We start from the raw sequence: 22,675 nt of genomic DNA, 5'->3' as shown, positions 1-22,675 counted from the left end.
TATGCTCGGTCTCGTTGCAGCAACGTGCATGCAATCGAGCTACCCGCAAACGTGCCAGTCCAGGAGACGCCGCCATGAGAATCGTCGAGATTCGCGAACAAACCGTTCCGATCAGTTCCCCGATCCGCAACGCCTACATCGACTTCAGCAAGATGACGCTGAGCCTCGTCGCCGTGATCACCGACGTGATCCGCGACGGCAAGCCGGTCGTCGGCTACGGCTTCAATTCGAACGGCCGCTACGGCCAGGGCAAGCTCATGCGCGAGCGCTTCATCCCGCGCATTCTCGAAGCCGACCCCGGCGCACTCGTCAACGATGCCGGCGACAACCTCGATCCGCACCGAATCTGGGCGACGATGTTCACCAACGAGAAGCCGGGCGGCCATGGCGAGCGCTCGGTCGCGATCGGCACGATCGACATGGCGGTGTGGGACGCGGTGGCCAAGATCGAAGGCAAGCCGCTGTTCCAGCTGCTGGCGGACCGCTACGGCGACGGCCGGCCGGACCGCAGGATCTTCGTCTATGCGGCGGGCGGCTACTACTATCCGGGCCAGGATCACGAGAAGCTGAAGGACGAGATGCGCAGCTACATCGACCGCGGTTACACGGTCGTGAAAAAGAAGATCGGCGGCGCATCGCTCGACGAAGATCTGCGACGCATCGACGCGATCCTCGGCGTGCTCGGCGATGGCCAGAAGCTCGCCGTCGACGCCAACGGCCGCTTCGATCTCGACACCGCGATCTGCTATGCGAAGGCGCTTTCGCAATACGACCTGTTCTGGTACGAGGAACCGGGCGATCCGCTCGACTTCGAGCTGCAGGCGACGCTGCGCAATTACTACGACAAGCCGATGGCGACGGGCGAGGACCTGTTCTCGATGCAGGATGCCCGCAACCTGATCCGCTACGGCGGCATGCGCGCCGACCGCGACTGGCTGCAGTTCGACTGTGCGCTGAGCTACGGCCTCGTCGAGTATCTGCGCACGCTCGACATGCTGCGCCAGCACGGCTGGTCGCCGAGCCGCTGCATTCCGCACGGCGGTCACCAGATGTCGCTCAACATCGCGGCCGGCCTCGGCCTCGGCGGCAACGAGTCGTACCCGGACCTGTTCCAGCCGTACGGCGGCTTCCCCGACGGCGTGAAGGTCGACAACGGCTACATCACGATGCCGGACCTGCCGGGCATCGGCTTCGAAGGCAAGGCCGACCTGTACGCGCAAATGCGGAAACTGTCCGCATAAGCGTTGTCGGCAAGGTGCGCCGGACGCTCGACGGCGCACCGCATCACATTACAAAACAATCAATCGGGCAGGCGGAATCGGCGTTGGCGTTCAGGGCGATCGGCTGCATCGCCGGCACGCGTGCGCTTTCCGGAAAACAGGACGCCATGCACAGGAGACAGTCATGCTGGCATCACGCATTCGCAGAACGCTTTCCAAACTCTACGTCCAGGTTCTGATCGGCATCGTCGCCGGCATCCTCGTCGGGCACTTCTACCCCGATATCGGTGCCCAGCTCAAGCCGCTCGGCGACCTGTTCATCAAGCTGATCCGGATGTTGCTCGCGCCGATCATCTTTGCGTCGGTCGTGGTCGGCATCGCGCGCATGACCGATCTTCACGAAGCCGGCCGGGTGGGTGTCAAGGCCGTGCTGTATTTCGAAGCCGCGTCCACTGTCGCGCTCGTGGTCGGGATGGCGGTCGTCAACCTGGTCCGGCCGGGCAGCGGGATGAATGTCGATCCGGCGAAGATCGACGGTGCCGCAATCGCCAGCTACACGCACGCGGCGCAGCATCACGGCACGCTCGATTTCCTGATGAGCATCGTGCCGGGCAGTGTCGTCGGCGCCTTCGCGAACGGCGAGATACTGCCGATCATTTTCTTCTCGGTCATCTTCGCGGTCGCGCTCGCGAAACTCGGCCCGAGGACCGCGCCGCTCGTGGACATGCTGGACATGTTCCTGCAAGGGATGTTCGGGGTCGTGCGCATCGTGATGCATGTGGCGCCCGCCGGCGCATTCGGCGGGATGGCGTTCACCATCGCCAGATACGGGATCGGCACGCTCGCACAGTTCGGACAACTGATGCTGTGCCTGTACCTCACGTCGATCCTGTTCGTCGTCGTGGCGCTCGGCCTCGTCATGCGCGTGTGCGGATTGTCGCTGTGGCAATACCTGCGTTATATCCGCGACGAGATCCTGATCACGCTCGGCACGGCATCGACGGAAGCCGTGCTGCCGCAGATGCTGCTCAAGATGGAGCGAATGGGTTGCTCGCGTCCGGTCGTCGGGATGGTGCTGCCCACCGGCTATACCTTCAATGCCGATGGCACCGCGATCTACCTGACGATGGCGTCGCTGTTCATCGCGCAGGCATTCAACATCCACCTGTCGATCTGGGATCAGCTTCTGCTGCTCGGCGTGCTGCTGCTGACGTCGAAGGGCTCGGCGGGCGTCGCGGGCGCGGGTTTCGTCGCGCTGGCCGCAACCTTGTCGACCATGCATCAGGTGCCCGTATCGGGCCTGGTCCTGCTGCTCGGCGTCGATCGCTTCCTGAACGAGGCGCGCGCCGTCACGAACCTGATCGGCAACGGCGTGGCAACGGTCGTGGTGGCCCGCTGGGAAGGGGTGCTGGACCTCGACAAGGCGCGAGCCGTTCTCGATCGTCGCGCCGGGGCCGAGTCGCTCGTCGTGGACGAGCACGACGCGGGACCGCCGGCGCCGCATCGGCACACGCAGGCGAGCGCGCCGGGCATGCAATCGAATGTGCGCTAGTCGCGGCGTGTCAGGGACACGGACACGCGCATGACGAAACCTGCGCATGCTCGCCGCGCGCGGGTTTCATTCCTTGCGCCGCCACTGGCTGAACGACACCGGCTTGCGCGCGTCGGCCCGCACCACGCTGACGATGTCGGGCTTGCCGGGATCGACCGGAAACGATTCGGTGTGGATCTGGCTGGAAAACACCCAGCCGTGCGTCTGCGGGACGTAGTGGAACGTCACGTAGTCGGTCCAGTGCTGTCCGCATGCGACGTCGTTCTGCACCGTGAAATAGCGCCCCTTCACGGCGATCCCGCCGTCGGCGGCGGATTCCGGATCGAACGGGTCGCACTGCAGCGCGTCGTTCGCGCGCAGCACGACGTCGTCGTTGCGCGCGGCGAGCCGATAGGTGTGGTCGGCCTGTTCCTCATAGATCAGGAGCGGGCGCGGCGACGGCTGCTCGCGGTTGTCGGTCGCGCGATGCACGACGACGAGCAGGGTGCGCCGGCCGTTGCCGAGTGCGGGGCCGGGCTGCGCGACGAACGGCTGATAGCCGGCCGGCAACTGCGCGGCGATCGACGGCGGCAGCGGCGGCGCTGCCTGCGCATGGCAGCACCACGCGGCGAACAGCGGAACGAGGAGGGCTCGACGAACCGCCGCGGCCGGCGCGCGCATCGCGCCCCTCACAGATCCCGCCCGGGAAACGCGGTGCCGGGCACCGGATTGAACGCAACGGGCGGCGCGGGCGTGCAGCCGGGCGAACCATACAGTTGCCTTGCGGCGGCGAATTCGGGCAGCTCGATCATGGCGGGTGGTGCGGGATGGCGGGAACGGCAGCCAGCATAGCAGCGCGCCGGTCCTTCCGGCAGCTCGCGAAGCGTGCCAAAATCAGCGACTTCACCGTCGGCAATCGACACGATACCGACACGCAGGCGCCGGCGCTTCGGCGTCGCTGATCAAGGAGACTTCGATGACTGCATCGGCTGCCGTACTCGCCATTCTGGCCGCGCTGTGGCTCGGCGCGATGATTCCGGGCCCGAGTTTCGTGCTGGTGGCCCGCAATTCGATCGGGCTGTCGCGCCGCGACGGGCTCGCCACCGCGCTTGGCATGGGCGTCGGCGGGATCGCGTTCGGCGGCGTCGCGCTGGCCGGGCTCTACACGCTGCTGCAGACGGTCGAATGGCTGTACGTGGGGCTCAAGGTGGCGGGCGGCGCGTACCTGATCTACATGGCGTCGAAGATCTGGCGCGGCGCCGAGCGGCCGATCGCAATGGACGACCCGCAGGCAGCCGTCGCCGGCAGCGCGCGCAGGTCGTTCTGGATCGGCCTCACGACCCAGCTGAGCAACCCGAAGACGGCGATCTGGTATGGCAGCATCTTCGCGGCGCTGTTGCCGCAGCATCCGCCGCTGTGGTGCTACCTGGCGCTGCCGCCGCTCGTGTTCGGCGTCGAGTGCGGCTGGTACACGATCGTCGCGCTGTGCTTCTCGACCCGCCGGCCGCGCGAGCTTTACCTGCGCGCGAAGAAGTGGGTCGACCGCGTCGCGGCCGGTGCGATCACGTTGCTCGGGCTGCGGCTGATCCTGAACGCGCCGAAGGTCGGGATCTGACGACGGGCGGTGTCGCCGTGGCGCACCGCCGTTTTTATTCCCGTCAAGCAGGCCGCCACGGCCGGTCATGCCGGCGGGCGATGGCCAGCCCGTTCCATCCGACACGCGCAAGCGCGCGTCACGCCGCCGGAAACCGCTCGATCAGCGCCGCGAACCGCGCTTCATCCGGAAACGCCGTCACTTCATACCGCACCGGCCGGTGCGCGGTGGCCGTCATCAGGTCGCCGCATGCGTCCCGCAGCGCGGCCATCGGCACGTGGGCCGACTGCCGCGTCGCTTCGCGGTACAGCACGACGATGTCCGTCTCGGGCAGCAGCGTCGGCACGCCGTCGCTCCACACGCTGACGCTGAACAGCTCGCCGTTCTGCCGCCGGTACACGGTGTAGGTCGCGACGAAGATGTCGGTGCCGTCGCGCTTGTGCAGCTCGTCGAGCAGCGCCCGCTGATCCTGGTAGTCGCCGGCGAGTTCGTCCACGCGCAGCGCATGCAGTTTCGACTCCAGTCCTTGCGGAACGAAATTGCGCCACGCGGCGCCGTCCCAGCGCAGCATCAGCGACGGCAGCGGGCGCGGCTGCGCGCGCGCCTGTTCGGCGAGTTCGACCATCGTCGCGAGGCCGGCCGCATTGCGGTCGCCGGTGAGCAGCAGCACCGTCCGGTTCGGCGCCATCACCACCGGCGCGCCGGAGATCGGCTGGCGGTGCAGCAGGTCGGTCAGCAGTAGCCGCGCCGCATCGTAGTAGTCGCCGAACTGCGACAGGAACACGCCGTCGCGCAACGCGGCCCACGGCGCCGACGACATGCCGCGCAGGTTGTCGATCGCGACGTCGCATGCGTCGTCGAAGGTGACGCCCCATTCGGCGAGCCGCGCGGTCGTCAGCCGCGCGACGCTGAATTCGCCGTCGTACGCGATGCCGATCTCGAGGTTCTCGCACAGCGGCCGGAACGCGACCTCCGACGCGCCGGGCTGTCCGGCGAGTTGCAGCGCGACCGCGCCGCGCTCGGTCGCGCTGCGGATCACGGGGCGCAGCCGCGGGCGGACGTCCGCGAAGTTCGACGGGATCTCGTGCTGCATCATCGCGTTCGCCTGGCGCTTGAGCGTCGCTTCGCGCTCGGCCGGCTTCGCGCCCGCGTAATCGCGGAACAGGTTGTGCAGGTTGATGATGTTCGACGGGACATCCGCTTGCACGAGACGGCCCTTGTCGTCCTCGTGAAGCCACTCGCGCGTGTCGCCGGTCGCCCGCAGCGCGGCGATCAGGCGTTCGGCGAAGTCCTGCCGGGTCGGCGGTTTGCTGAAACGCTCGCGCAGGCGCGCGACGAAGTCTGAAAGCATCGTGAGCGGTCGGGCGGGCCCGTCTGTTATTGGTTCTGTTGTCATGGGCGGCGGCACCCGTCTCGCCGGGGCGCCGACTGCGGCCCGCGGATATCGGCCGGATATCCGTCACGCGTCCGGCGGCCCGCGCGCCGGGTGCATCGCGGCGCGGGCCCGCAGCGGGCGCGATCGCGCGGCGGGTGTCGCGATGGTACCGCACCTGCGTGGCGAAATAGTAGGCCGGTGAAGATCGGCGGCCGCCGGGCCGGGCGCCGCAGTAGTGCGCACGGTGGTGGCCGAAGGCGGCAAGGCGGTGTTGCTGGACGTATAGAGGATGCCGGCGCGACTCGCGCACGAACTCGGAAGGCTGCCCGGTACATCGCCAGGGCCGCGCCGGCTGTCCGTGATCCGCTCGATCTGCCCGCGAGCCTTGTGCGGCGGGCGTTCACGCCGGTTGCGCGGCACCCCGGGCCGGCGCGCTTCTCCGATTCTGGCGGTCGACCTGCCGCCGACGTGTAAACTGCTGCCTTTTTGACGGTTTGCAGCATGGTGCAAGCTCCTCCGCGCCCGGCACTGAGCGGCCCGACACTCGTCCGGCTGCTCGCGCGCCTGACCGATGCCGACGTCGCGGAATCCCGGCAGCCGCTGTCTGACCGCCTGAGCCAGTGGCTCGGCTGGACCGACGCGATCACGCTGTCGTCCGCGCTGAATGCGACCCCGCCCGGTGTCGCGGCCGGCGTGCGCGGTTACGATGCCGAGCGCGACGGCGCGCGCGTGCGCCACGACCTCGCGCAGGCGATCACGGCCGCCCACCGCCCACGCACGCGGCGGCGCCCCGGCGAGATGCCGCCGCCGCCCGCCGACACGGCCGATTTCGCGGACTTCCGCCAGAGCTGTCTGTCCCTGCAGCAGGAGATGGAGACCGCGATCGGCCAGTTGCGCGGCCGCCTGCGGATCGCGCTCGCCGCGCGTTCGCCAGGGATGGCGCGGCTCGCGGCGCTCGACGCGATCATGGAGCGCGTGCTCGGCGCGCGCGAGCGCAGCCTGCTGTCCGCCGTGCCCGCGCTGCTCGGCACGCGCTTCGAGCGGCTGCGCGACGCGGAACGGCAGGCGCTGGCCGATGCCGGCGCCGACGGAGACGCGCCGTCCGCCGCGGCGCTCGTGCCCGGCACGTGGCTCGATACGTTCCGCGACGAGATGAAAAGCATCCTGCTCGCCGAACTCGAAGTCCGGTTTCAAACGGTGGACGGGCTGCTCGCAGCCCTTCGTACCTGCTAATCCCTACGCTATGTCCAGAATTCGTCTTGATCTCGTTGTCTTCATCGCCGGCCTGCTCGCAGTCTGCTGGATCGGCGTCGGCTATGTCGCGTCGAACCCGCTCGCGGCGGCCGTCACGCTGCTGATCGGCGCGTGCTACGTCGCCGGCGCGTGGGAACTGCTGCGCTACCGGCAGGCGACCGCCACGTTGTCGCGTGCGGTGGCCGGCCTGACCGAACCGCCGGCGACACTCGACACGTGGCTCGATACGTTGCACCCCGGCCTGCGCGGCGCGGTGCGTGCGCGGGTCGAAGGCGCGCGCGTCGCGCTGCCGGGCCCGTCGCTGACGCCGTATCTCGTCGGCCTGCTGGTGCTGCTCGGCATGCTCGGCACGCTGCTCGGGATGGTCGTGACGCTGAAGGGCACGGGCGCCGCGCTCGAAAGCGCGACCGACCTCGACGCGATCCGCGCATCGCTGATCGCGCCGGTGAAGGGCCTCGGCTTCGCGTTCGGCACGTCGATCGCGGGTGTCGCGACGTCCGCGATGCTCGGCCTGCTGTCCGCGCTCGTGCGCCGCGAACGTGTCGACGCGGGCCAGCAGCTCGACGCGAAGATCGCGACGACGTTGCGCGTGCATTCGTCCGCGCACCAGCGCGACGAATCGTTCCGGCTGCTGCAGCGCCAGGCCGACGTGATGCCGGCGCTGGTCGACCGATTGCAGACGATGATGACGACGCTCGAGGCGCGCAGCGTCGCGCTGCACGATCGCCAGATCGAAAGCCAACAGGCGTTCTTCGATCGCACCGAGCGCGCGTATGCCGGCTTGGCGTCGAACGTCGGCGACGCGCTGAAGGAAAGCGCCGCCGAAAGCGCGCGCGTGGCCGGTGCCGCGCTGCAGCCGGTCGTCGCGGCGACGATGACGGGCCTCGCGCAGGAGATGGCCGCATTGCGCGATACCGTGACGGGCGCCGTGCAGCGTCAGCTCGACGGGCTCACGGACGGTTTCGAGAAGACCACCGAAAACGTGACGGCCGTCTGGCACCGCGCGCTCGACGAGCAGCGCCGCACGGGCGACGCTGTCGCGCAGCAGCTGCAGACGACGCTCGGCCAGTTCACCGACACCTTCGCGCAGCGTTCGACGGACCTGCTCGATGGTGTCGCGACGCGCCTCGAATCGACCGAAAGCCGCCTGTCCGACGCGTGGCGCGACGCGCTCGCGCGTCAGGAGCAGGTCGGCGAGACGCTGGCCGGCCAGCATGCGCAGGCGCTGGGCGACGCCGCCGCGACGTTCGAGCGGCATTCGGGTGCGGTGCTCGCCGCGATGCGCGATTCGCACACGGGGTTGCAGACGCAACTGGCCGCGCGCGACGAGGAACGGCTGTCGGCATGGAATGCTTCGCTGACCGCGATGGCGACGAAGCTCGGCGACGAATGGCAGCGAGCAGGCGCGCACAGCGCGGGCCGTCAGCAGGAAATCTGCGACGCGCTTGCACAAACGACGCGCGATCTGACCGCGCAAGCGGCGACGTTCGAGCAACGCTCGAACGAGCTGCTGTCGACGATCCGCGATTCGCACTCGGGCTTGCAATCGCAACTGGCTGCCCGTGACGAAGAACGTCTCGCGACTTGGAGTGCTTCGCTCGCGGAGATGGCGACGAAGCTCGGTGACGAATGGCAGCGCGCGGGCGTGCACAGCGCGGGCCGTCAGCAGGAGATCTGCGACGCGCTTGCGCAAACGACGCGCGATCTCGCCACGCAAGCGGCGACGTTCGAACAACGCTCGAACGACCTGCTGTCGACGATCCGCGATTCGCATTCGGGCCTGCAAACGCAACTGGCCGCGCGCGACGAAGAACGCCTGGCGACGTGGAATGCTTCGCTCATGGAGATGGCGACGAAGCTTGGCGACGAATGGCAGCGAGCCGGCGTGCACAGCGCGGGCCGTCAGCAGGAGATCTGCGACGCGCTTGCGCAAACGACGCGCGATCTCACCACTCAGGCTGCGACGTTCGAACAACGCTCGAACGATCTGCTGTCGACGATCCGCGAATCGCACTCGGGCCTGCAAACGCAGCTGGCTGCCCGTGACGAAGAACGTCTGGCGACGTGGAGTGCTTCGCTCACGGAGATAGCGACGAAGCTCGGCGACGAATGGCAGCGAGCCGGCGTGCACAGCGCGGGCCGTCAGCAGGAGATCTGCGACGCACTCGCGCAAACGACCCGCGATCTGACCGCACAGGCGGCGACATTCGAACAACGCTCGAACGATCTGCTGTTGACGATCCGCGATTCGCACACGAGCCTGCAGACGCAACTGGCCGCGCGCGACGAAGAACGCCTGTCCGCCTGGAACGACTCGCTCGCCGCGATGGCCGCCGCGCTGCGCGACGAATGGGCGCGCACGAGCGAACAGGCCGCGACGCGCCAGCAGGACATCTGCGACACGCTGACCCGCACGGCGAATGACATCACCGCGCAGGCGCAGGTGCACGCGAGCGACACGATCAACGAAATCTCGCGCCTCGTGCAGGCCGCGTCGGAAGCGCCGAAGGCCGCGGCCGACGTCGTCGCCGAGCTGCGCCAGCGCCTGTCCGACAGCATGGTGCGCGACACCGCGATGCTCGAGGAGCGCAGCCGCCTGCTCGCGACGCTCGAAACGCTGCTCGGCGCGGTCAATCACGCGTCCACCGAACAGCGCACCGCGATCGATGCGCTCGTCAGCACGTCGGCCGACCTGCTCGATCGCGTCGGCGCACGCTTCAACGACACCGTCGACGCCGAAACGCGCAAGCTGGATGCGGTGGCCGCGCAGGTCACGGCGGGCGCCGTCGAGGTCGCGAGCCTCGGCGATGCATTCGGTGCGGCCGTGCAGATCTTCGGCGAATCGAACGACAAGCTGCTGAACCACCTGCAGCGCATCGAGGCCGCGCTCGAGAAGTCGCTCGCGCGCAGCGACGAGCAGCTCGAGTACTACGTCGCGCAGGCGCGCGAGGTGATCGACCTGAGCATGATGTCGCAGAAGCAGATCGTCGAAGACCTGCAGCAGATCGCCGGTCGGCGCGCATCGGTCGGAGCGTGACGCATGCATGACGAAATCGACGACGGCGCGTCTGCCGCGCCGGTGTGGCCCGCGTTCGCCGACCTGATGTCGGTGCTGCTCGGCGCGTTCGTGCTGATTCTCGTCGGCGTGATCGGCATGCAGTTGCAGCTCACGTCGAAGCTCGAGGAAGCCGTGCGTGCGCGCCAGCAGGAGGCGCAGCAGCGCAAGTCGCTCGAACAGGCGCTCGCCGGGCCGCTCGCGGCCGGCCGCGTGACGCTCGTGAACGGCCGCATCGGCATCAGCGGCGCCGTGCTGTTCGCACTGAACTCCGACCAGCTGCAGCCCGAGGGCCGCGATCTGCTGAAGACGCTGGCCGGGCCGCTGGCCGCCTACCTGAAGACGCGCGACGAGATCCTGATGATCAGCGGCTTCGCCGATGACCAGCAGGTGCGCGCCGGCAACCGCCAGTTCGCGGACAACTGGGAGCTGTCGGCCAAGCGCGCGCTGACGGTCACGCGGGCGCTGATCGACGCCGGCGTGCCGGCGCGTTCGGTGTTCGCGGCCGCGTTCGGTTCCGAGCAGCCGGTCAGCTCGAATGCGGACGACGAAGGCCGCGCGAAGAACCGTCGCGTGGAGATCGCACCGGTGCCGCGCAAGTCCGCATCGAACGGAGGGAAGCCGAAGTGACGGACGACGCGACGCACGTGCGCGCGACGCTCGACGCGTGGCGCGAGCAGGGCGCCGACCGGCTCGATCCGGTGCGCTTCCATCGGCTCGACGCGCTCGAGAAGCGCGCGGCCGCGTTCGACGGCGACGCGCGCGCGTTGCTCGATGCGCGGCTCGCGACGCTGCTGGAAGGGTTTGCGGAGCTCGTCGCGCGCGCCGGTGAAGCGACAGGCGCGAGCGACACGGCGCAAGCCGCCGCGCAGGCACCTGCACGCGGCGCGCTCGGCGGGCTCGTCGAGCAGCTCGCGCGCGATGCGCAGGCCGACCGGCGCGGTGTCGATCCCGAGCTGATCGACTACTTCCGCACGATGTGGTCGAAGGTCCGGACCGAACAGCAGTATCGCCAGTCGCTCGACCAGGTGCCGCGCAACGCGGGGCCGCTCAATTCGAACAGCCTCGTGCATCGGTCGCTCGCGACGATGCGCGAGCTGTCGCCGGAATATCTGCAGCAATTCCTGTCGTATATCGATGCGCTCGCGTGGCTCGAGGATCTCGCCGGCGGCGGCGCGCAGCCGGAGAAGGAAGCGCCGCGCGCGAAGGCCGCGAAGCCGGCAAAACCGGCGGCGAAACCGGCGAGGAAGACCACGCGCACCAAGGCGCGATAACCCACGCGGTCGGCCGCGCCGATCGTTGCCTAGCGGCGCGGCGCCTGCGCGTCGATCGCCGCGCGCAGCGCGTGCAACGCGTCGGTGAGCGCCGACGCGAACGGCGGATGCGCGGCGATGCCCGCCGCATCGAGCTGGCTGCCGAGGATCGGCAACGCGATCGATGCGCGCTCGACGATGCACGCCGACATCACCGACAGCGTTTCCCGCAGCGCCGCGTCCGCATGCGTCGCGCGCGGCGACGCGTTCAATACCGCGACCGGCTTGTCCACGACGGCTTCGCATCCCACGACCCAGTCCAGCGCGTTCTTCATCACGCCCGTCACGCCGTGTGCGTATTCCGGGCTTGCGATCAGCACGCCGTCCGCGGCGTTCAGCCGCTCGATGAGGTCGCGCACCGCGGCGGGAGACGGATGTTCGGCATCGGGATTGAACAACGGAAATTCACCGAGACGATCGAAGCGCGTGATGCGCATCCCGCGCGGCGCGACGCGTGCTGCCGCATCCAGCAGCGCCGCGTTGTACGACTGCGCACGCAGGCTGCCGCACAGTGCGACGATGTCGATGCGGCGTTCGGAATCGGTTCGGGGTTCGGTAGACATCGAGGCGCGTGTCGGTAGGTGGGTTGCGCGGTGACGTCGCGCGGATCCGCCGGATTATCGCATCGCGGCGTGACCGAAGCGGCCCCCGGGCTCGACGCGCGAGCCGGGGCCGCGAATCAGCTGGGGATGTGCTGGAAACCGGCGGCGATCGCGGCGAGGCCCGCGATGCAGAGTGCGAACAGGATCAGGACTCGCGCGCGGACGGTCAGCACCATACGCGACGGATACGGGGCGGGCAATCCGACGGCGGGAGCAAAGCGATGAAACGCGGGGAATCGGCGTGTTTCGCGACAATCGGTCGCAAGCGAGCGGCGTGTGATGGCGATGCGTTTGCGTGAACAGGGCCCGGCGTGCGACATCGCGAGTGGGTTTGTATCGCACGTGCGCGACACGACACGGCAGCCGCTGCGTCGATCGCACGCGTTCCGCCCGGCTGCCATACCCGGGTCGCTCATCGAACCGATGAGCGCGACCCACCCTCACACCGCCTGCCGCCCGCCGAACGCCTGCTTGACCCGCGCGAACAGCCCGTGCCGAGCGATCCATTCCGCATACGCGCGATAGTCAGGATCCCGCATCAAATGCCGTTCTTCCGTCTTTGCCCGCGTGTAGTAGATCAGGTTGACCGCGACGAGCCCCGCGCAGTGCATGAGCCCGAGCTGCCAGCCGAGCGGCTCGACGAACGGCACCGACACCATCCAGTACGACAGGTTCTTCGCGATGTACGCCGGATGCTTCGTGAAGCGGTACGGGCCCGACGTGATGATCCCACGGTTCGTGAGGTTCGAGAAACGCAGCCCGAACGAGATCGTCGACAGCGCGTAGGTCATCAGCAGCAGGATGATCACCGCGCCCCAGATCACGCGGAGCGTCGGCGCGGACAACAGCCAGTTGTCCCAGAACAGCGAGCCTTCGTAGCGGATGTAGTTGTTCGAGATCAGCGACCAGAACGGCTGGTAGCACATCAGCGCGGCGACCCAGCCGAGCGTGGTCGGCTCGACGGTGCGCACGTGGCTGTCGAGGATGCGGAACGTGCACAGGTAGCCGACGGTGCCGAACATCAGGTCCATCGTGAACGACAGGTCGTACAGGAACACGAAGGTCGCGAGCGTCATCGGCGCGTGCATCGCGTTCGCGAGCGATGCGCTCAGGTGATCGGCGTCCTTCGACAGGTAGACGGTCATCAGCGGCAGGAAGAACGCCTTCACGCCCCAGCCGGCGAGCATCTCGCGCACGGGCTGCCAGCTCGCGGGCTGCTCGCGGCGGAACAGGAAGCGGCCCCACAGCAGGTACGCGTCGTCGGTCTCGCGCTGGTGGCGATCCATCCACGCGAAGTAGAACGGCGCGGCGACGATCACGTACGGTGCGAGCGAGCGCAGCAGCGACCAGAACGGCAGGTAGAACGCGCCGTGATATTCGGGCAGCAGCCAGTAGAGCAGGCCGATGCCGGCGTAGATCGATGTCAGCGCGCCGAGCCGCGTCGCGACGCGGGCGAGCCCGAGCGTGCGAACGGCCTGCCGCGACAGTCCCGCGCTCGGGCGCAGGTAGACGCGCGAGATGAAGATTTCGTGCAGCGCGATCGTGCCGATGATCGCGAGGCTGGCGATGACCGCGCGTGTGGCCGCGTCGAGGGTCGGCTGGTCGCGGGTGATCCACAGCGCGAACAGGCCGGCCGCGATGCCGAGCAGGCCGGCGCGCAATGGTGTGGCGGAACGGGGCGGGCGGTCCGGGACCGCGGCGATGCCGTCGATGGTGGAATTCATGATCGAATCCTCGTCGGGATGAGGGCCGGCGCCCCCGCTTGGCGGGTGACGCCGGCCGTCGGCCGGGCATTCGATTGGTACGCGCCCGGCCATTGGCCTGTGGTTTTGATGGGTGAAGCGTTACTTCTTCGGGGTGGCGCCGAGCAGACCGCCGAGCAGGTTCGTCACCGGCGCGAGCAGATTGTTCGTGCCGCCCGCGGCACCGGTCGAGCTGCCGGTCAGGCCGGTCGTGACTGCACCGCTGCCGGACGGCGTCGTCACCGTGCCGGCCGCGCCGCTCGGGCTGGCCGTGCCGAGCGCGCCCAACGCGCCGGCCGGCGATGTCAGCGAACCCGTCAGCGTGCCGACGGGACCACTCGTCAGCGCACCGCCGAGGTTGCCCGTCAGGCCGCCGCCCGGCGTCGTGACCGTGCCGGTCAGGCTGGCGCCGAGCGGAGTCAGCGAGTTGACGAGGCCGGTGACCGGCGCAAGCAGGCCGCCGACACCCGAGCCGCTGGTGCCGCCGGTACCACTCGTTCCGCTCGAGCCGAGGCCGCCGAGTGCACCCGTCACCGTGCCGAGCAGGCCGGTGATCGGCGCGAGTGGGCCGCCGCTGGTGCCACTCGTGCCGCTCGTTCCGCTGGTGCCGCCCGATCCGCTCGAGCTGCCGCCGCCGAGGCCACCCGTCAGCGTACCGAGCAGACCGGTGATCGGTGCGAGCGGGTTGGTGCCGCTGCTGGAACTGCCGCTGGACAGCAGGCCGCCGGCCGACGCCACCGTGTTGCCGAGCTGGGACACGCTGCCGCCGGCGCTCGTGCCGACCGGGTTGCCGGTCGCGCTGCCGACCTGCGAGCCGGCCAGGCCGAGGCCGCTGCCGAGCGTGCTCAGCAGGCCGCTGAGCGGCGCGCCGAGCAGGGTCGCGTTGCCGAGCGTCTGCGTGGCGCCCGGCGTCGTGACGCCGCCGGTCAGCGTGTTCGTGATCGGGTTGATCACGCTGCCGAGCTGCGTCTCGAGTTGCTGGACCGGCGCGCTGTTCAGCGCCGTGTTGAGTGCCGAGGCGGTCGAGTTGACCGCGGTGCCGACCGTGTTGACCAGATCGCCGACCAGCGTCGTGGCCGGCGCGAGCGGCGACAGCGGTCCGCTGCCGAGGCTCGTCACCGCGTTGCCGAGGTTGTTGACCGCGCCGCCGGCGCCGGTCAGCAGGCCGGTGGTCGACGTGAGCGTCGGGCCGAGCGGGTTCGGCGACACGCCGATCGAGCCGAGGCCCGCCGCGACGCCGCTGCCGAGCGACTGCACGCCGTTGCCGAGGCTCGTGACCGCGTTGCCGATGCTGGTGGCCGTCGTCGGGCTCGTGCCGGGGACCTGCACGCCGCCGATCTGGCTACCGCCGTTCGCGACCGTCGTGCCAAGTCCCGTGACGAGCGTGCCGGTTTGCTGGAGGACGTTGCCGAGCGGGGTGACGTTGCTGGAGGTGCCGGACGTGCCCGACGTACCGGAGGTGCCCGACGTACCTGAAGTACCCGACGTGCCGGAAGTGCCCGACGTGCCGGAAGTACCCGACGTACCCGAGGTGCCGGAGGTGCCCGAGGTGCCGGAAGTGCCCGATGTACCGGAAGTACCTGACGTGCCGGAAGTGCCCGATGTACCGGAGGTACCCGACGTACCGGAGGTGCCCGAGGTGCCGGAAGTACCCGACGTGCCGGACGTGCCCGAGGTGCCGGAAGTACCCGAGGTGCCGGACGTACCCGACGTGCCGGAAGTACCCGACGTACCGGAAGTACCCGAGGTGCCGGAAGTACCCGAGGTGCCGGACGTACCCGACGTGCCGGACGTACCCGACGTGCCGGAAGTACCCGAGGTACCGGAAGTACCCGAGGTACCGGAAGTACCCGACGTACCGGAAGTACCCGACGTACCGGAAGTGCCTGAGGTACCAGACGTCCCCGACGTACCCGAAGTCCCCGAAGTCCCCGAACTACCGCCGCCCGACGTTCCCGACGACCCCCCACCGGAAGTCCCCGAACTACCGCCACCGGACGTCCCCGTCGACGTGTTCCCGGATGCTCCCGAAGTCCCCGAAGTCCCCGAAGTCCCCGAAGTCCCCGAAGTGCCCGAAGTCCCCGCAATGCCGGACGTTCCCGACGTGCTCGGCTTGACCGACGGCGTGACCGGCCCGTCGACCGAGCCGCATCCGTAGAGTGTGACGAGCGACAGGACGGCCAGCGATACCGTCGTTTTCTTGAAGTAATGGTGCATGGTGCCCTCGACATTGGAAGTTGTGCCGAGGGCCATTACTGCAAATTCCGCGCCATGACATCTTTCGCGCGACGCACCGGCGCTTTGTTGCGGAAATCGGGAATATCGCCGCGATTTAAACGGAGGAATAGCGGTTTCGCGAGATGGGCATGCCAGGTGCGTCGATGCGCACGCTGCGATGTTCCCGTAAGGCGCCGTAACGCGCGGCGCGATGTTACGTAGCGTTCGTCCCGACGCGACGCGACGCGGGTGGCCGCGACCGGAACGCCGCCTCTTTGACGAAACGCCCGCGTGCCGCGAACATGACGCGAACCCACCCGGCCGCGGGCGACGCCGAAGCAGCCGCGACTTCAGACAGGACACCGACATGAGCGAACAGGACAGGGAACAGGGCAAGGCACGCCGCGCCGAAGTCATGGGCGATGCATTCGTCGAACGCGCGATGCGCGATCTCGACGGATTTTCGCGTCCGCTGCAGAACTGGCTGAACGAGCACGCATGGGGCAGCACCTGGCAGCGCGGCGGCATCGACCTGAAGACGCGCAGCCTCTGCACGTGCGCGATGCTGGCGGCGCTCGGCCGCGGCGCGGAACTGAAGGGCCATGTGCGCGGCGCGCTCAACAACGGCGCGAGTCTCGTCGAGATCCGCGAGGTGCTGCTGCACAGCGCGCTCTACGCGGGCGCCCCGGCCGCGGTCGAAGCGTTCCGCAGCGCGCGCGAGGTGATCGCGGAACTCGGGCTGTCGCTGCCCGGCGACGAAGCGTGACCGACGCGCGGTGCCCGCCCCCGCAGCGCCGGGGCGCCGCCATCCTCCGCGCGCTCGCCCCGTCTACCCGATGACGCTCAATGCTCGACGTGCGCACCCTGCGCCGGCACGTCGACCGGCGCGGCGGCAACCTCGAGCAGCCAGTCGGCGGTCGCGTCCGGAATCGTGACCGGCAGCATGTGTCCGCCCTCGACGACCGTCAGCCGCACACGCGCCGACTTGTTCGCCAGCGCCTCGCCATGCGCGCGCCAGTTGAGGATCGGATCGGCGCGGCCGTACAGCACGTCGACCGGCAGCGCGAGCTCCGCGTAACGTCGCTCCATCGCGGGCAGGTCGACGGGCGCCGACAGCAGGTCCGTCGCCGTCGCGTAGAACACATGCGGGCGCAGCCCGAGCAAACCGCCGCCCTTTACCGGGAAGTCGCGCGGCACGGCTTCCGGCGCGAACACCTGGCTGACGGCCTTGCGGCCGGTCAGGATCGTCAGCGGGACCGCGAAGGTCCACGACACGAAGCGGCGCACCAGCGGCGACGGCAGCATCAGCGGCTTGAACGGCGCCGGCGGCTCGGTCTGCTCGTGCGACAGCGGCGCGATCAGCGCGAGCCGGCTCACGCGCTCCGGATGGTTGAGGCCGACCGCGAGCGCGATCGCGCCGCCGAGCGAGTGGCCGACGAGCACCGTCCGGTCGAGCTTCAGCGCATCGAGGAACGCGGCGATCGTGCGGGCCTGCGCGAACACGTTCGCCTGCGAGCTGGCGCCGCGCAGCGAGCGGCCGGCGCCCGGCCGGTCGACGAGGATCACGCGATGGTGCTGCGCGAGCCGCGTGAGCGGCAGGTACGCGAAGTTGCGCCACTGCCCGGCGAGCCCGTGCACGAACACGAGCGGCGGGCCGCTGCCGTACTCGACGTAATGGATGCGATCGCCGCCGACGTCGACGAAGCGGCCTTCGGGCGGAAACGCGCGCGTCACGCGGCGCGCGATGAAGCCGGAAAACAGCGCGAGCACGGCGAGCACCACGACGACGCCGAGCAGCACGTTCTGGATCAGATGAAGCGTATGGCTCATGTCGGCCTCAACGGGTTTCGAGTACGGGTTCGGCAACCGGCGCGGCGGCCGGGCCGGCTGTCGCGCGGCGTTCGAACTTCATCGCCGAATCGGCGAGTCCGCTGAACTTCAGCGACGCGAGATCGAGCACGTAGTTCTGGTGGAATTTCCAGGGCTTGCGGTGCCCCTGCCTCGGCAGGATGCCGGCCGCGCGCTGGATGTAGCCCGAGCTCAGGTTCACCGCCGGCACGTCGCCGAGGTCGCCGGCGCCGAGCCGCGGCACGCAGGTGTCGTAGCCGTTGGCGCGCATGTGGTTGAGCAGCCGGCACACGTAGCGCGCGATCAGCTCGGCCTTCAGCGTCCACGATGCGTTCGTGTAACCGAACGACGACGCGAGGTTCGGCACGTCGCTGTACATCATTCCTTTATAGGACACGGTCTGCGGCAAGTCGACCGCGCGGCCGTCCACCGTGACGCGCGCGCCGCCGAGCATCTTCACCTTCAGCCCGGTCGCGGTGACGATCACGTCCGCGTCGAGCTGCTGGCCGCTCTTCAGCTGCAGGCCGGTCGGCGTGAAGCGCTCGATCTCGTCGGTGACGATCGATGCGCGGCCCGCGCGGATCGACTTGAACAGGTCGCCGTTCGGCACGAGGCATACGCGCTGGTCCCACGGCATGTAGCGCGGCGTCAGATGCTTCGCGACGTCGAAGTCGGGGCCGAGCTGCTTGCCAGCCGCGCGGATGATGAACCGCTTCGTCTGCTCGGGCTTGCGGCGCGACACGTTGTACAGGTACATCGTCAGCAGCACGTTCTTCACGCGCACGAGCCGGTGCGCGAGCCGCGACGGCAGCACGCGGCGCAATGCGTTTGCGATCCTGTCGCGTGCGGGCAGCGACACGATGTAGGTCGGCGAGCGCTGCAGCATCGTCACGTGTTTCGCGTCGGTGGCCATCGACGGCACCAGCGTGACGGCCGTCGCGCCGCTGCCGATCACGACGACGCGCCGGTTCGCATATGACAGGTCCTTCGGCCATTGCTGCGGGTGCACGATGCGGCCTTCGAACGATTCCATGCCGGCCCAGTCGGGCAGGTAGCCGCCGTCGTAGTCGTAATAGCCGCTGCACATGTAGAGGAAGCGGCACGTGTAGACGAGCGTGTCGACCGTGCCGTCCCGCGTGCGCTCGATGCGCACCGTCCAGCGCGCGCGGTTCGAATCCCAGTCGGCCGCGATCACCTTCTGGCCGTAGCGAATCGTCTTGTCGATGCCGTATGCGCGTGCCGTGTCGCGGATGTAGTCGAGTATCGTCTGCCCGTCGGAGATCGCCTTGTCGCTGTGCCACGGGCGGAAGCTGTAGCCGAGCGTGAACATGTCGGAATCCGAACGAACGCCGGGATAGCGGAACAGGTCCCAGGTGCCGCCGATCGCATCGCGCGCCTCGACGATCGCGACGCTCGCGTCCGGGCAGCGCTTTTTCAGGTGATACGCGGCGCCGATGCCGGACAGGCCGGCGCCGACGATCAGCACGTCGAGGTCGCGGCTGTCGCCGGATGCGGACGGCGCGTCGCGCCGGTCGGTCGTCGTCGAACTCATGCGAGATCCTTGGTCGGTGGGGTGGGGCGTGCGGCCGGCGCGTGCGTGCGTTCTCCCGCGGCGGCTGCCTTCGGGCACAGATTGCGTGCGCGTGCGCGGCGCACGTAGCGCAACACCAGCTGCTGGTATCCGGCGCCGAGCAGGCGCGCGATCCTGTCGAGGCGCCGTGCATCGGCGCCGACCAGCACGCGGCGCGCATTGCGCTCGACGCCGGCGAGAATCTGCCGCGCGGCGTCGTCGGCCGTCGTCGCGTTGATCAGGCGGTTCGCCTGGCGGCGGTGGGTCGCTTCGTCCTGGCCCGTGAGCGCGTGGATGCTGGTGTCGACGCGGCTCGCATCGACGATGTTGGTCGCGACGCCGCCCGGATGCACGCAGGTCGCGCTGACCGGCGCGCCGTCGAGTTCGAGCTCCATCCGCAGCGCCTCGGTGAAGCCGCGCACCGCGAACTTGGTTGCGTTGTACGCGCTCTGCGTCGGCATCGCGACGAGCCCGAACAGGCTCGACGTGTTGATCACGTGGCCGTCGCCCGACGCGCGCAGATGCGGCAGGAACGCCTGCGTGCCATGCACGACGCCCCAGAAGTTGATGCCGACGATCCATTCGAGATCGGCGAAGCGCACGGTCTCGGCGCTCGCGGCCAGCGACACGCCCGCGTTGTTGAAGACCAGGTTGACCTTGCCGTGTTCGGCGCGCACGAAATCGGCCCACGCGAACACTGCGTCGCGGTCGGCGACGTCGAGCCGCCGCATGCTCGTGCGCACGCCGTGCTTGCCGCACGCGGCCGCCGTGCCGGCGAGACCGACATCGTTGACGTCGGCGAGCGCGACCTCGCAGCCGCGCCGCGCGAGCTCGACCGCGAGGCTGCGGCCCATGCCGGAGGCGGCGCCCGTGATCGCGGCGACCTTGCCGGAAAAACCCTTCATTCGTCTTCCTCCCGTTCCGCTTGCACTGCGCCGGCGGCGTGCTTATTGTGGTGATATTCGTCACCACTTTAGTTTTCGGGTGTCCTGATGTCAAATAGCGAAATGGAGAAAGCACTCGAAACGGAAAAACGGGGGCGCGCGTACGGCGGTGTCGCGCCCGAGGTGCGCGCCGCCGAGCGGCGCGACGCGCTGATCCGCGCGGCGACGCGCGTGTTCGGCACGGTCGGCTTCCGCAAGGCGACCGTGCGGTCGATCTGCCAGCAAGCGAAGCTCAACGACCGTTATTTCTATGCGGCGTTCGACAGCACGGAGGATTTGCTGCGCTGCACCTACCTGCATCACGCGCAGCAACTGCACGACGCGGTCGAGCGGGCGGTGGCCGAGCGCGGCGGCGATCTGCGCGAGCGTGTCGACGCGGGGCTCGCCGCGTTCTTCGGCTTCCTGCGCGACCCGTGCGCGGCGCGCGTGCTGCTGCTCGAGGTGATGGGCGTGAGCGCGGATACCGACATGACCTACCAGCGGATGCTGATCGACTTCGGCAAGCTGATCATGGCGATCGGCGCGGCGCGCGAGGCCGTGACGCCCGCCGAGCGCATCGAGCAGCGGCTCGTCGGGCTCGCGCTGGTCGGCGCGATGACGAATGTCGGCGCCGCATGGCTGCTCACCGAGTATCGCGATCCGGAGGCCCAGATGATCGCGAGTTGCAGGAAAGTGCTGCTGGGGACGTTGAGGGAAGAGGGGTAGCGCGGGGCAAGCGCCTCGCGGTGCCCGGAATGAAGGGGTCGAAGCCAATTGCGCGCATGTTGCGATTTGATTTACGTTTTTCGCCTGGGTGAATTCATTACGCGCAATCGACACCGATAATTAACGGGTGGGGATCGATATTAAAAAGGCGCAGAATTTCACGGAATTGTCATTGGCTATATTCGTTTTTTGATTTGTCGGCCTGCGAATATAGGTAATCGAATTTAAATGAAACAAGCCGGCGCAACGCCAATGAAAATTGACGTTGCGCCGGCCCCGCGCGCGAAACGTGTCGCGCTCGTGCACCGCGAGATTACAAGCCCGTGTATGCGCCCCGGGTCCAGCCATCACCATCCCAGCACCATTCGGTGGTTGAGCCCCCACTCGTCGCGTACACGCGGATATGCACGGCGCTCCCGCTCAACCAGCACGTCGCCGACACGTTGTCGCCGGCCTGGTTGAACGCCCCCGTGTACCAGTTCGACCCGTCGTAGCAGCGCTCGGTGATCTTGTTGCCGTTGGCCGTGTAGACGCGAATCGACGGCGTGCTTCCCCAGGAAATTGCGGCGGTTTGCATGTTCAAACTCCTTGATTGGAATAAGGCGGAGAATTGAAGCGTTTCGGTAAAACGCGATTCCGCGCATTACCGGGAATAAGGTTAGATGAAAATCTCGAAAATCAATATGAGATTTTTTGTGAATAAATTGTGCGATTAATTCGGCGCGAGAAAATCCGTTGCCGCCGGCGCGGTTGCCGCGATCCGCGCCTTCATTGCGTCGATGAACGCGCGCACCTTCCGCGACGGCAACCGCGTCGACGGATACACCGCATGAATCCCCGCCCGCGCCGAGCGCCAGGCGGGCAGCAGCCGGACGAGCCGGCCGGCCGCGATGTCCTCTGCGGTCGCGAAATCCGTCAGGAACCCAAAGCCGCCGCCCGCGAGCGCGATCGCGCGGCAGGCCGTCGCGGTGTTCGACACGACCGGCGCGGTGCAGCGCACCGACGCATGGCCGCCGCTCGTGTCGTGGAGTTCGAGCGTATGCGGGCGTGACGGCGTCGACAGCATCACGAACGGCAGCGCGGCGAGCGCGTCCGGATCGCGCGGCAGGCCATGCCGTGCGACGAACGCGGGGCTCGCCACCACCCATTTCTCGTATTGACCGAGCTGCACCGCGCGATAGTTCGAATCCGCGAGGCGGCCGAGGCGGATCGCGACGTCGAGGTTGTCCGCGACCAGATCGACGACGCGGTCGTTCGCGATCAGTTCGACGTCGAGCCCCGGATGCGCATCGCGCAGCGCGACGATCGCCGGCGCGACGACCAGCGCGCCGTAGTCGATCGGCACGCTCACGCGCAGCGTGCCGCGCAACGGTCCCGCGTCGGACGACACCGCGTCGAGCGCGCTTTCGGTCGCGCGCACGATGTCGCGGCACGCGTCGTAGAACGCGCGCCCCGCATCGGTCACGCTCAGCCGCCGGGTGGTGCGCACCAGCAGGTTCGCGCCGACTTCCGATTCGAGGCGCTGCATGTGCGTGCTGACGACCGTCTTCGCGAGGCCGAGCCGCTCGGCCGCGGCCGTCAGCGAGCCGGCATCGACCACCGCGACGAAGATCGCCAGCCGGTTCAGGTTCACGTCGCGCAGATCGGCCATCGTTGATTGTCCTATGGGAAAGGATAATGTTTCAGCGATTATCCGCCTTCTGGA

The 22,675-nt window shown here is 68.5% G+C and carries 20 protein-coding genes and 1 pseudogene; 10 read left to right on the top strand and 11 right to left on the bottom strand.

Annotated features, from left to right (window positions below):
• The first annotated feature begins 74 nt into the window (after positions 1-74).
• Positions 75-1,241 carry a mandelate racemase/muconate lactonizing enzyme family protein gene (locus SB771_RS03130; protein WP_175662278.1) on the top strand — a complete coding sequence of 389 codons (1,167 nt, stop codon included), beginning with the start codon at positions 75-77 and terminating at the stop codon, positions 1,239-1,241.
• A 163-nt stretch (positions 1,242-1,404) separates the two neighbouring features.
• A complete protein-coding gene (gene dctA / locus SB771_RS03125; RefSeq protein ID WP_175662277.1) occupies positions 1,405-2,772 on the top strand; it encodes a C4-dicarboxylate transporter DctA in 1,368 nt (455 codons plus the stop codon).
• Positions 2,773-2,838: 66 nt separating this feature from the next.
• Here dctA and SB771_RS03120 read toward each other — a convergent pair whose 3' ends face one another.
• Positions 2,839-3,432 (bottom strand): hypothetical protein, encoded by a 594-nt coding sequence (locus tag SB771_RS03120; protein WP_175662276.1) that lies wholly within the window; start codon positions 3,430-3,432, stop codon positions 2,839-2,841.
• Positions 3,433-3,440: 8 nt separating this feature from the next.
• Positions 3,441-3,554, bottom strand: a pseudogene (locus tag SB771_RS03115) (GCN5 family acetyltransferase); the annotation flags it as partial.
• 173 nt (positions 3,555-3,727) lie between these two features.
• Here SB771_RS03115 and SB771_RS03110 point away from each other — a divergent pair.
• Positions 3,728-4,366 (top strand): LysE family translocator, encoded by a 639-nt coding sequence (locus tag SB771_RS03110; RefSeq protein WP_175662275.1) that lies wholly within the window; start codon positions 3,728-3,730, stop codon positions 4,364-4,366.
• Positions 4,367-4,484: 118 nt separating this feature from the next.
• Here the strand turns inward: SB771_RS03110 and SB771_RS03105 are convergent, their stop codons facing one another.
• A complete protein-coding gene (locus SB771_RS03105) occupies positions 4,485-5,696 on the bottom strand; it encodes a hypothetical protein (protein WP_175662274.1) in 1,212 nt (403 codons plus the stop codon).
• Positions 5,697-6,221: 525 nt separating this feature from the next.
• Between SB771_RS03105 and SB771_RS03100 the strand changes: the two genes are divergently transcribed.
• The 4 genes from SB771_RS03100 to SB771_RS03085 are packed head-to-tail and all read left to right on the top strand — an operon-like array spanning position 6,222 to position 11,303.
• Positions 6,222-6,953: a DUF3348 domain-containing protein gene (locus SB771_RS03100; RefSeq protein WP_175662273.1), complete on the top strand. Its 732-nt coding sequence runs from the start codon at positions 6,222-6,224 to the stop codon at positions 6,951-6,953.
• A gap of 10 nt (positions 6,954-6,963) precedes the next feature.
• On the top strand, positions 6,964-10,011 hold the full coding sequence (locus SB771_RS03095; RefSeq protein WP_410721166.1) for a DUF802 domain-containing protein: 3,048 nt from the start codon (positions 6,964-6,966) through the stop codon (positions 10,009-10,011).
• 3 nt (positions 10,012-10,014) lie between these two features.
• Positions 10,015-10,659 carry an OmpA family protein gene (locus SB771_RS03090; RefSeq protein ID WP_175659723.1) on the top strand — a complete coding sequence of 215 codons (645 nt, stop codon included), beginning with the start codon at positions 10,015-10,017 and terminating at the stop codon, positions 10,657-10,659.
• Positions 10,656-11,303: a DUF2894 domain-containing protein gene (locus SB771_RS03085; protein ID WP_175659722.1), complete on the top strand. Its 648-nt coding sequence runs from the start codon at positions 10,656-10,658 to the stop codon at positions 11,301-11,303. Before SB771_RS03090 ends, SB771_RS03085 begins: the two co-directional genes overlap by 4 nt.
• A gap of 29 nt (positions 11,304-11,332) precedes the next feature.
• On the opposite strand, the gene SB771_RS03080 is transcribed toward SB771_RS03085, so the two are convergent.
• The 3 genes from SB771_RS03080 to SB771_RS03070 form a co-directional block, all read right to left on the bottom strand.
• Entirely contained in the window at positions 11,333-11,905 is a 573-nt protein-coding gene (locus SB771_RS03080) for an NADPH-dependent FMN reductase (protein ID WP_175659721.1), read from the bottom strand.
• A 479-nt stretch (positions 11,906-12,384) separates the two neighbouring features.
• A complete protein-coding gene (locus SB771_RS03075; protein WP_175659720.1) occupies positions 12,385-13,668 on the bottom strand; it encodes an isoprenylcysteine carboxylmethyltransferase family protein in 1,284 nt (427 codons plus the stop codon).
• Positions 13,669-13,788: 120 nt separating this feature from the next.
• The gene (locus SB771_RS03070; protein WP_341770272.1) at positions 13,789-15,015 is read right to left on the bottom strand and encodes a collagen-like triple helix repeat-containing protein; all 1,227 of its coding nucleotides are present in this window, start codon (positions 15,013-15,015) and stop codon (positions 13,789-13,791) included.
• On the opposite strand from SB771_RS03070, the gene SB771_RS03065 reads away from it, so the two are divergent.
• Both SB771_RS03065 and SB771_RS03060 read left to right on the top strand, forming a co-directional pair.
• Complete coding sequence (locus tag SB771_RS03065) at positions 14,975-15,844, top strand: hypothetical protein (RefSeq protein ID WP_410721763.1); 870 nt, start codon at positions 14,975-14,977, stop codon at positions 15,842-15,844. The genes SB771_RS03070 and SB771_RS03065 overlap by 41 nt on opposite strands.
• 426 nt (positions 15,845-16,270) lie before the next feature.
• Positions 16,271-16,669: a carboxymuconolactone decarboxylase family protein gene (locus tag SB771_RS03060; protein ID WP_175659718.1), complete on the top strand. Its 399-nt coding sequence runs from the start codon at positions 16,271-16,273 to the stop codon at positions 16,667-16,669.
• A gap of 77 nt (positions 16,670-16,746) precedes the next feature.
• On the opposite strand, the gene SB771_RS03055 is transcribed toward SB771_RS03060, so the two are convergent.
• The 3 genes from SB771_RS03055 to SB771_RS03045 are packed head-to-tail and all read right to left on the bottom strand — an operon-like array spanning position 16,747 to position 20,226.
• Positions 16,747-17,733, bottom strand: a complete 987-nt coding sequence (locus SB771_RS03055) for an alpha/beta fold hydrolase (protein ID WP_175659717.1) — start codon at positions 17,731-17,733, stop codon at positions 16,747-16,749.
• Between the two features lie 7 nt (positions 17,734-17,740).
• Positions 17,741-19,303 carry a flavin-containing monooxygenase gene (locus SB771_RS03050; protein ID WP_175659716.1) on the bottom strand — a complete coding sequence of 521 codons (1,563 nt, stop codon included), beginning with the start codon at positions 19,301-19,303 and terminating at the stop codon, positions 17,741-17,743.
• Positions 19,300-20,226: an SDR family NAD(P)-dependent oxidoreductase gene (locus SB771_RS03045; protein WP_175659715.1), complete on the bottom strand. Its 927-nt coding sequence runs from the start codon at positions 20,224-20,226 to the stop codon at positions 19,300-19,302. The genes SB771_RS03050 and SB771_RS03045 overlap by 4 nt, the downstream gene beginning before the upstream one ends.
• A 102-nt stretch (positions 20,227-20,328) precedes the next feature.
• On the opposite strand from SB771_RS03045, the gene SB771_RS03040 reads away from it, so the two are divergent.
• Positions 20,329-20,970: a TetR/AcrR family transcriptional regulator gene (locus tag SB771_RS03040; protein ID WP_244100441.1), complete on the top strand. Its 642-nt coding sequence runs from the start codon at positions 20,329-20,331 to the stop codon at positions 20,968-20,970.
• 313 nt (positions 20,971-21,283) lie between these two features.
• On the opposite strand, the gene SB771_RS03035 is transcribed toward SB771_RS03040, so the two are convergent.
• Both SB771_RS03035 and SB771_RS03030 read right to left on the bottom strand, forming a co-directional pair.
• Positions 21,284-21,547, bottom strand: a complete 264-nt coding sequence (locus tag SB771_RS03035; protein ID WP_165752593.1) for a fucose-binding lectin protein — start codon at positions 21,545-21,547, stop codon at positions 21,284-21,286.
• Between the two features lie 135 nt (positions 21,548-21,682).
• Positions 21,683-22,621 (bottom strand): LysR family transcriptional regulator, encoded by a 939-nt coding sequence (locus SB771_RS03030; RefSeq protein ID WP_175659714.1) that lies wholly within the window; start codon positions 22,619-22,621, stop codon positions 21,683-21,685.
• Positions 22,622-22,675 lie beyond the last annotated feature (54 nt).

Source organism: Burkholderia sp. SIMBA_051, from assembly GCF_046534915.1.
GTDB lineage: Bacteria > Pseudomonadota > Gammaproteobacteria > Burkholderiales > Burkholderiaceae > Burkholderia > Burkholderia ambifaria.
Note: the sequence above shows the minus strand (reverse complement) of the source record. Positions and strands in the feature narration are given on the sequence as shown.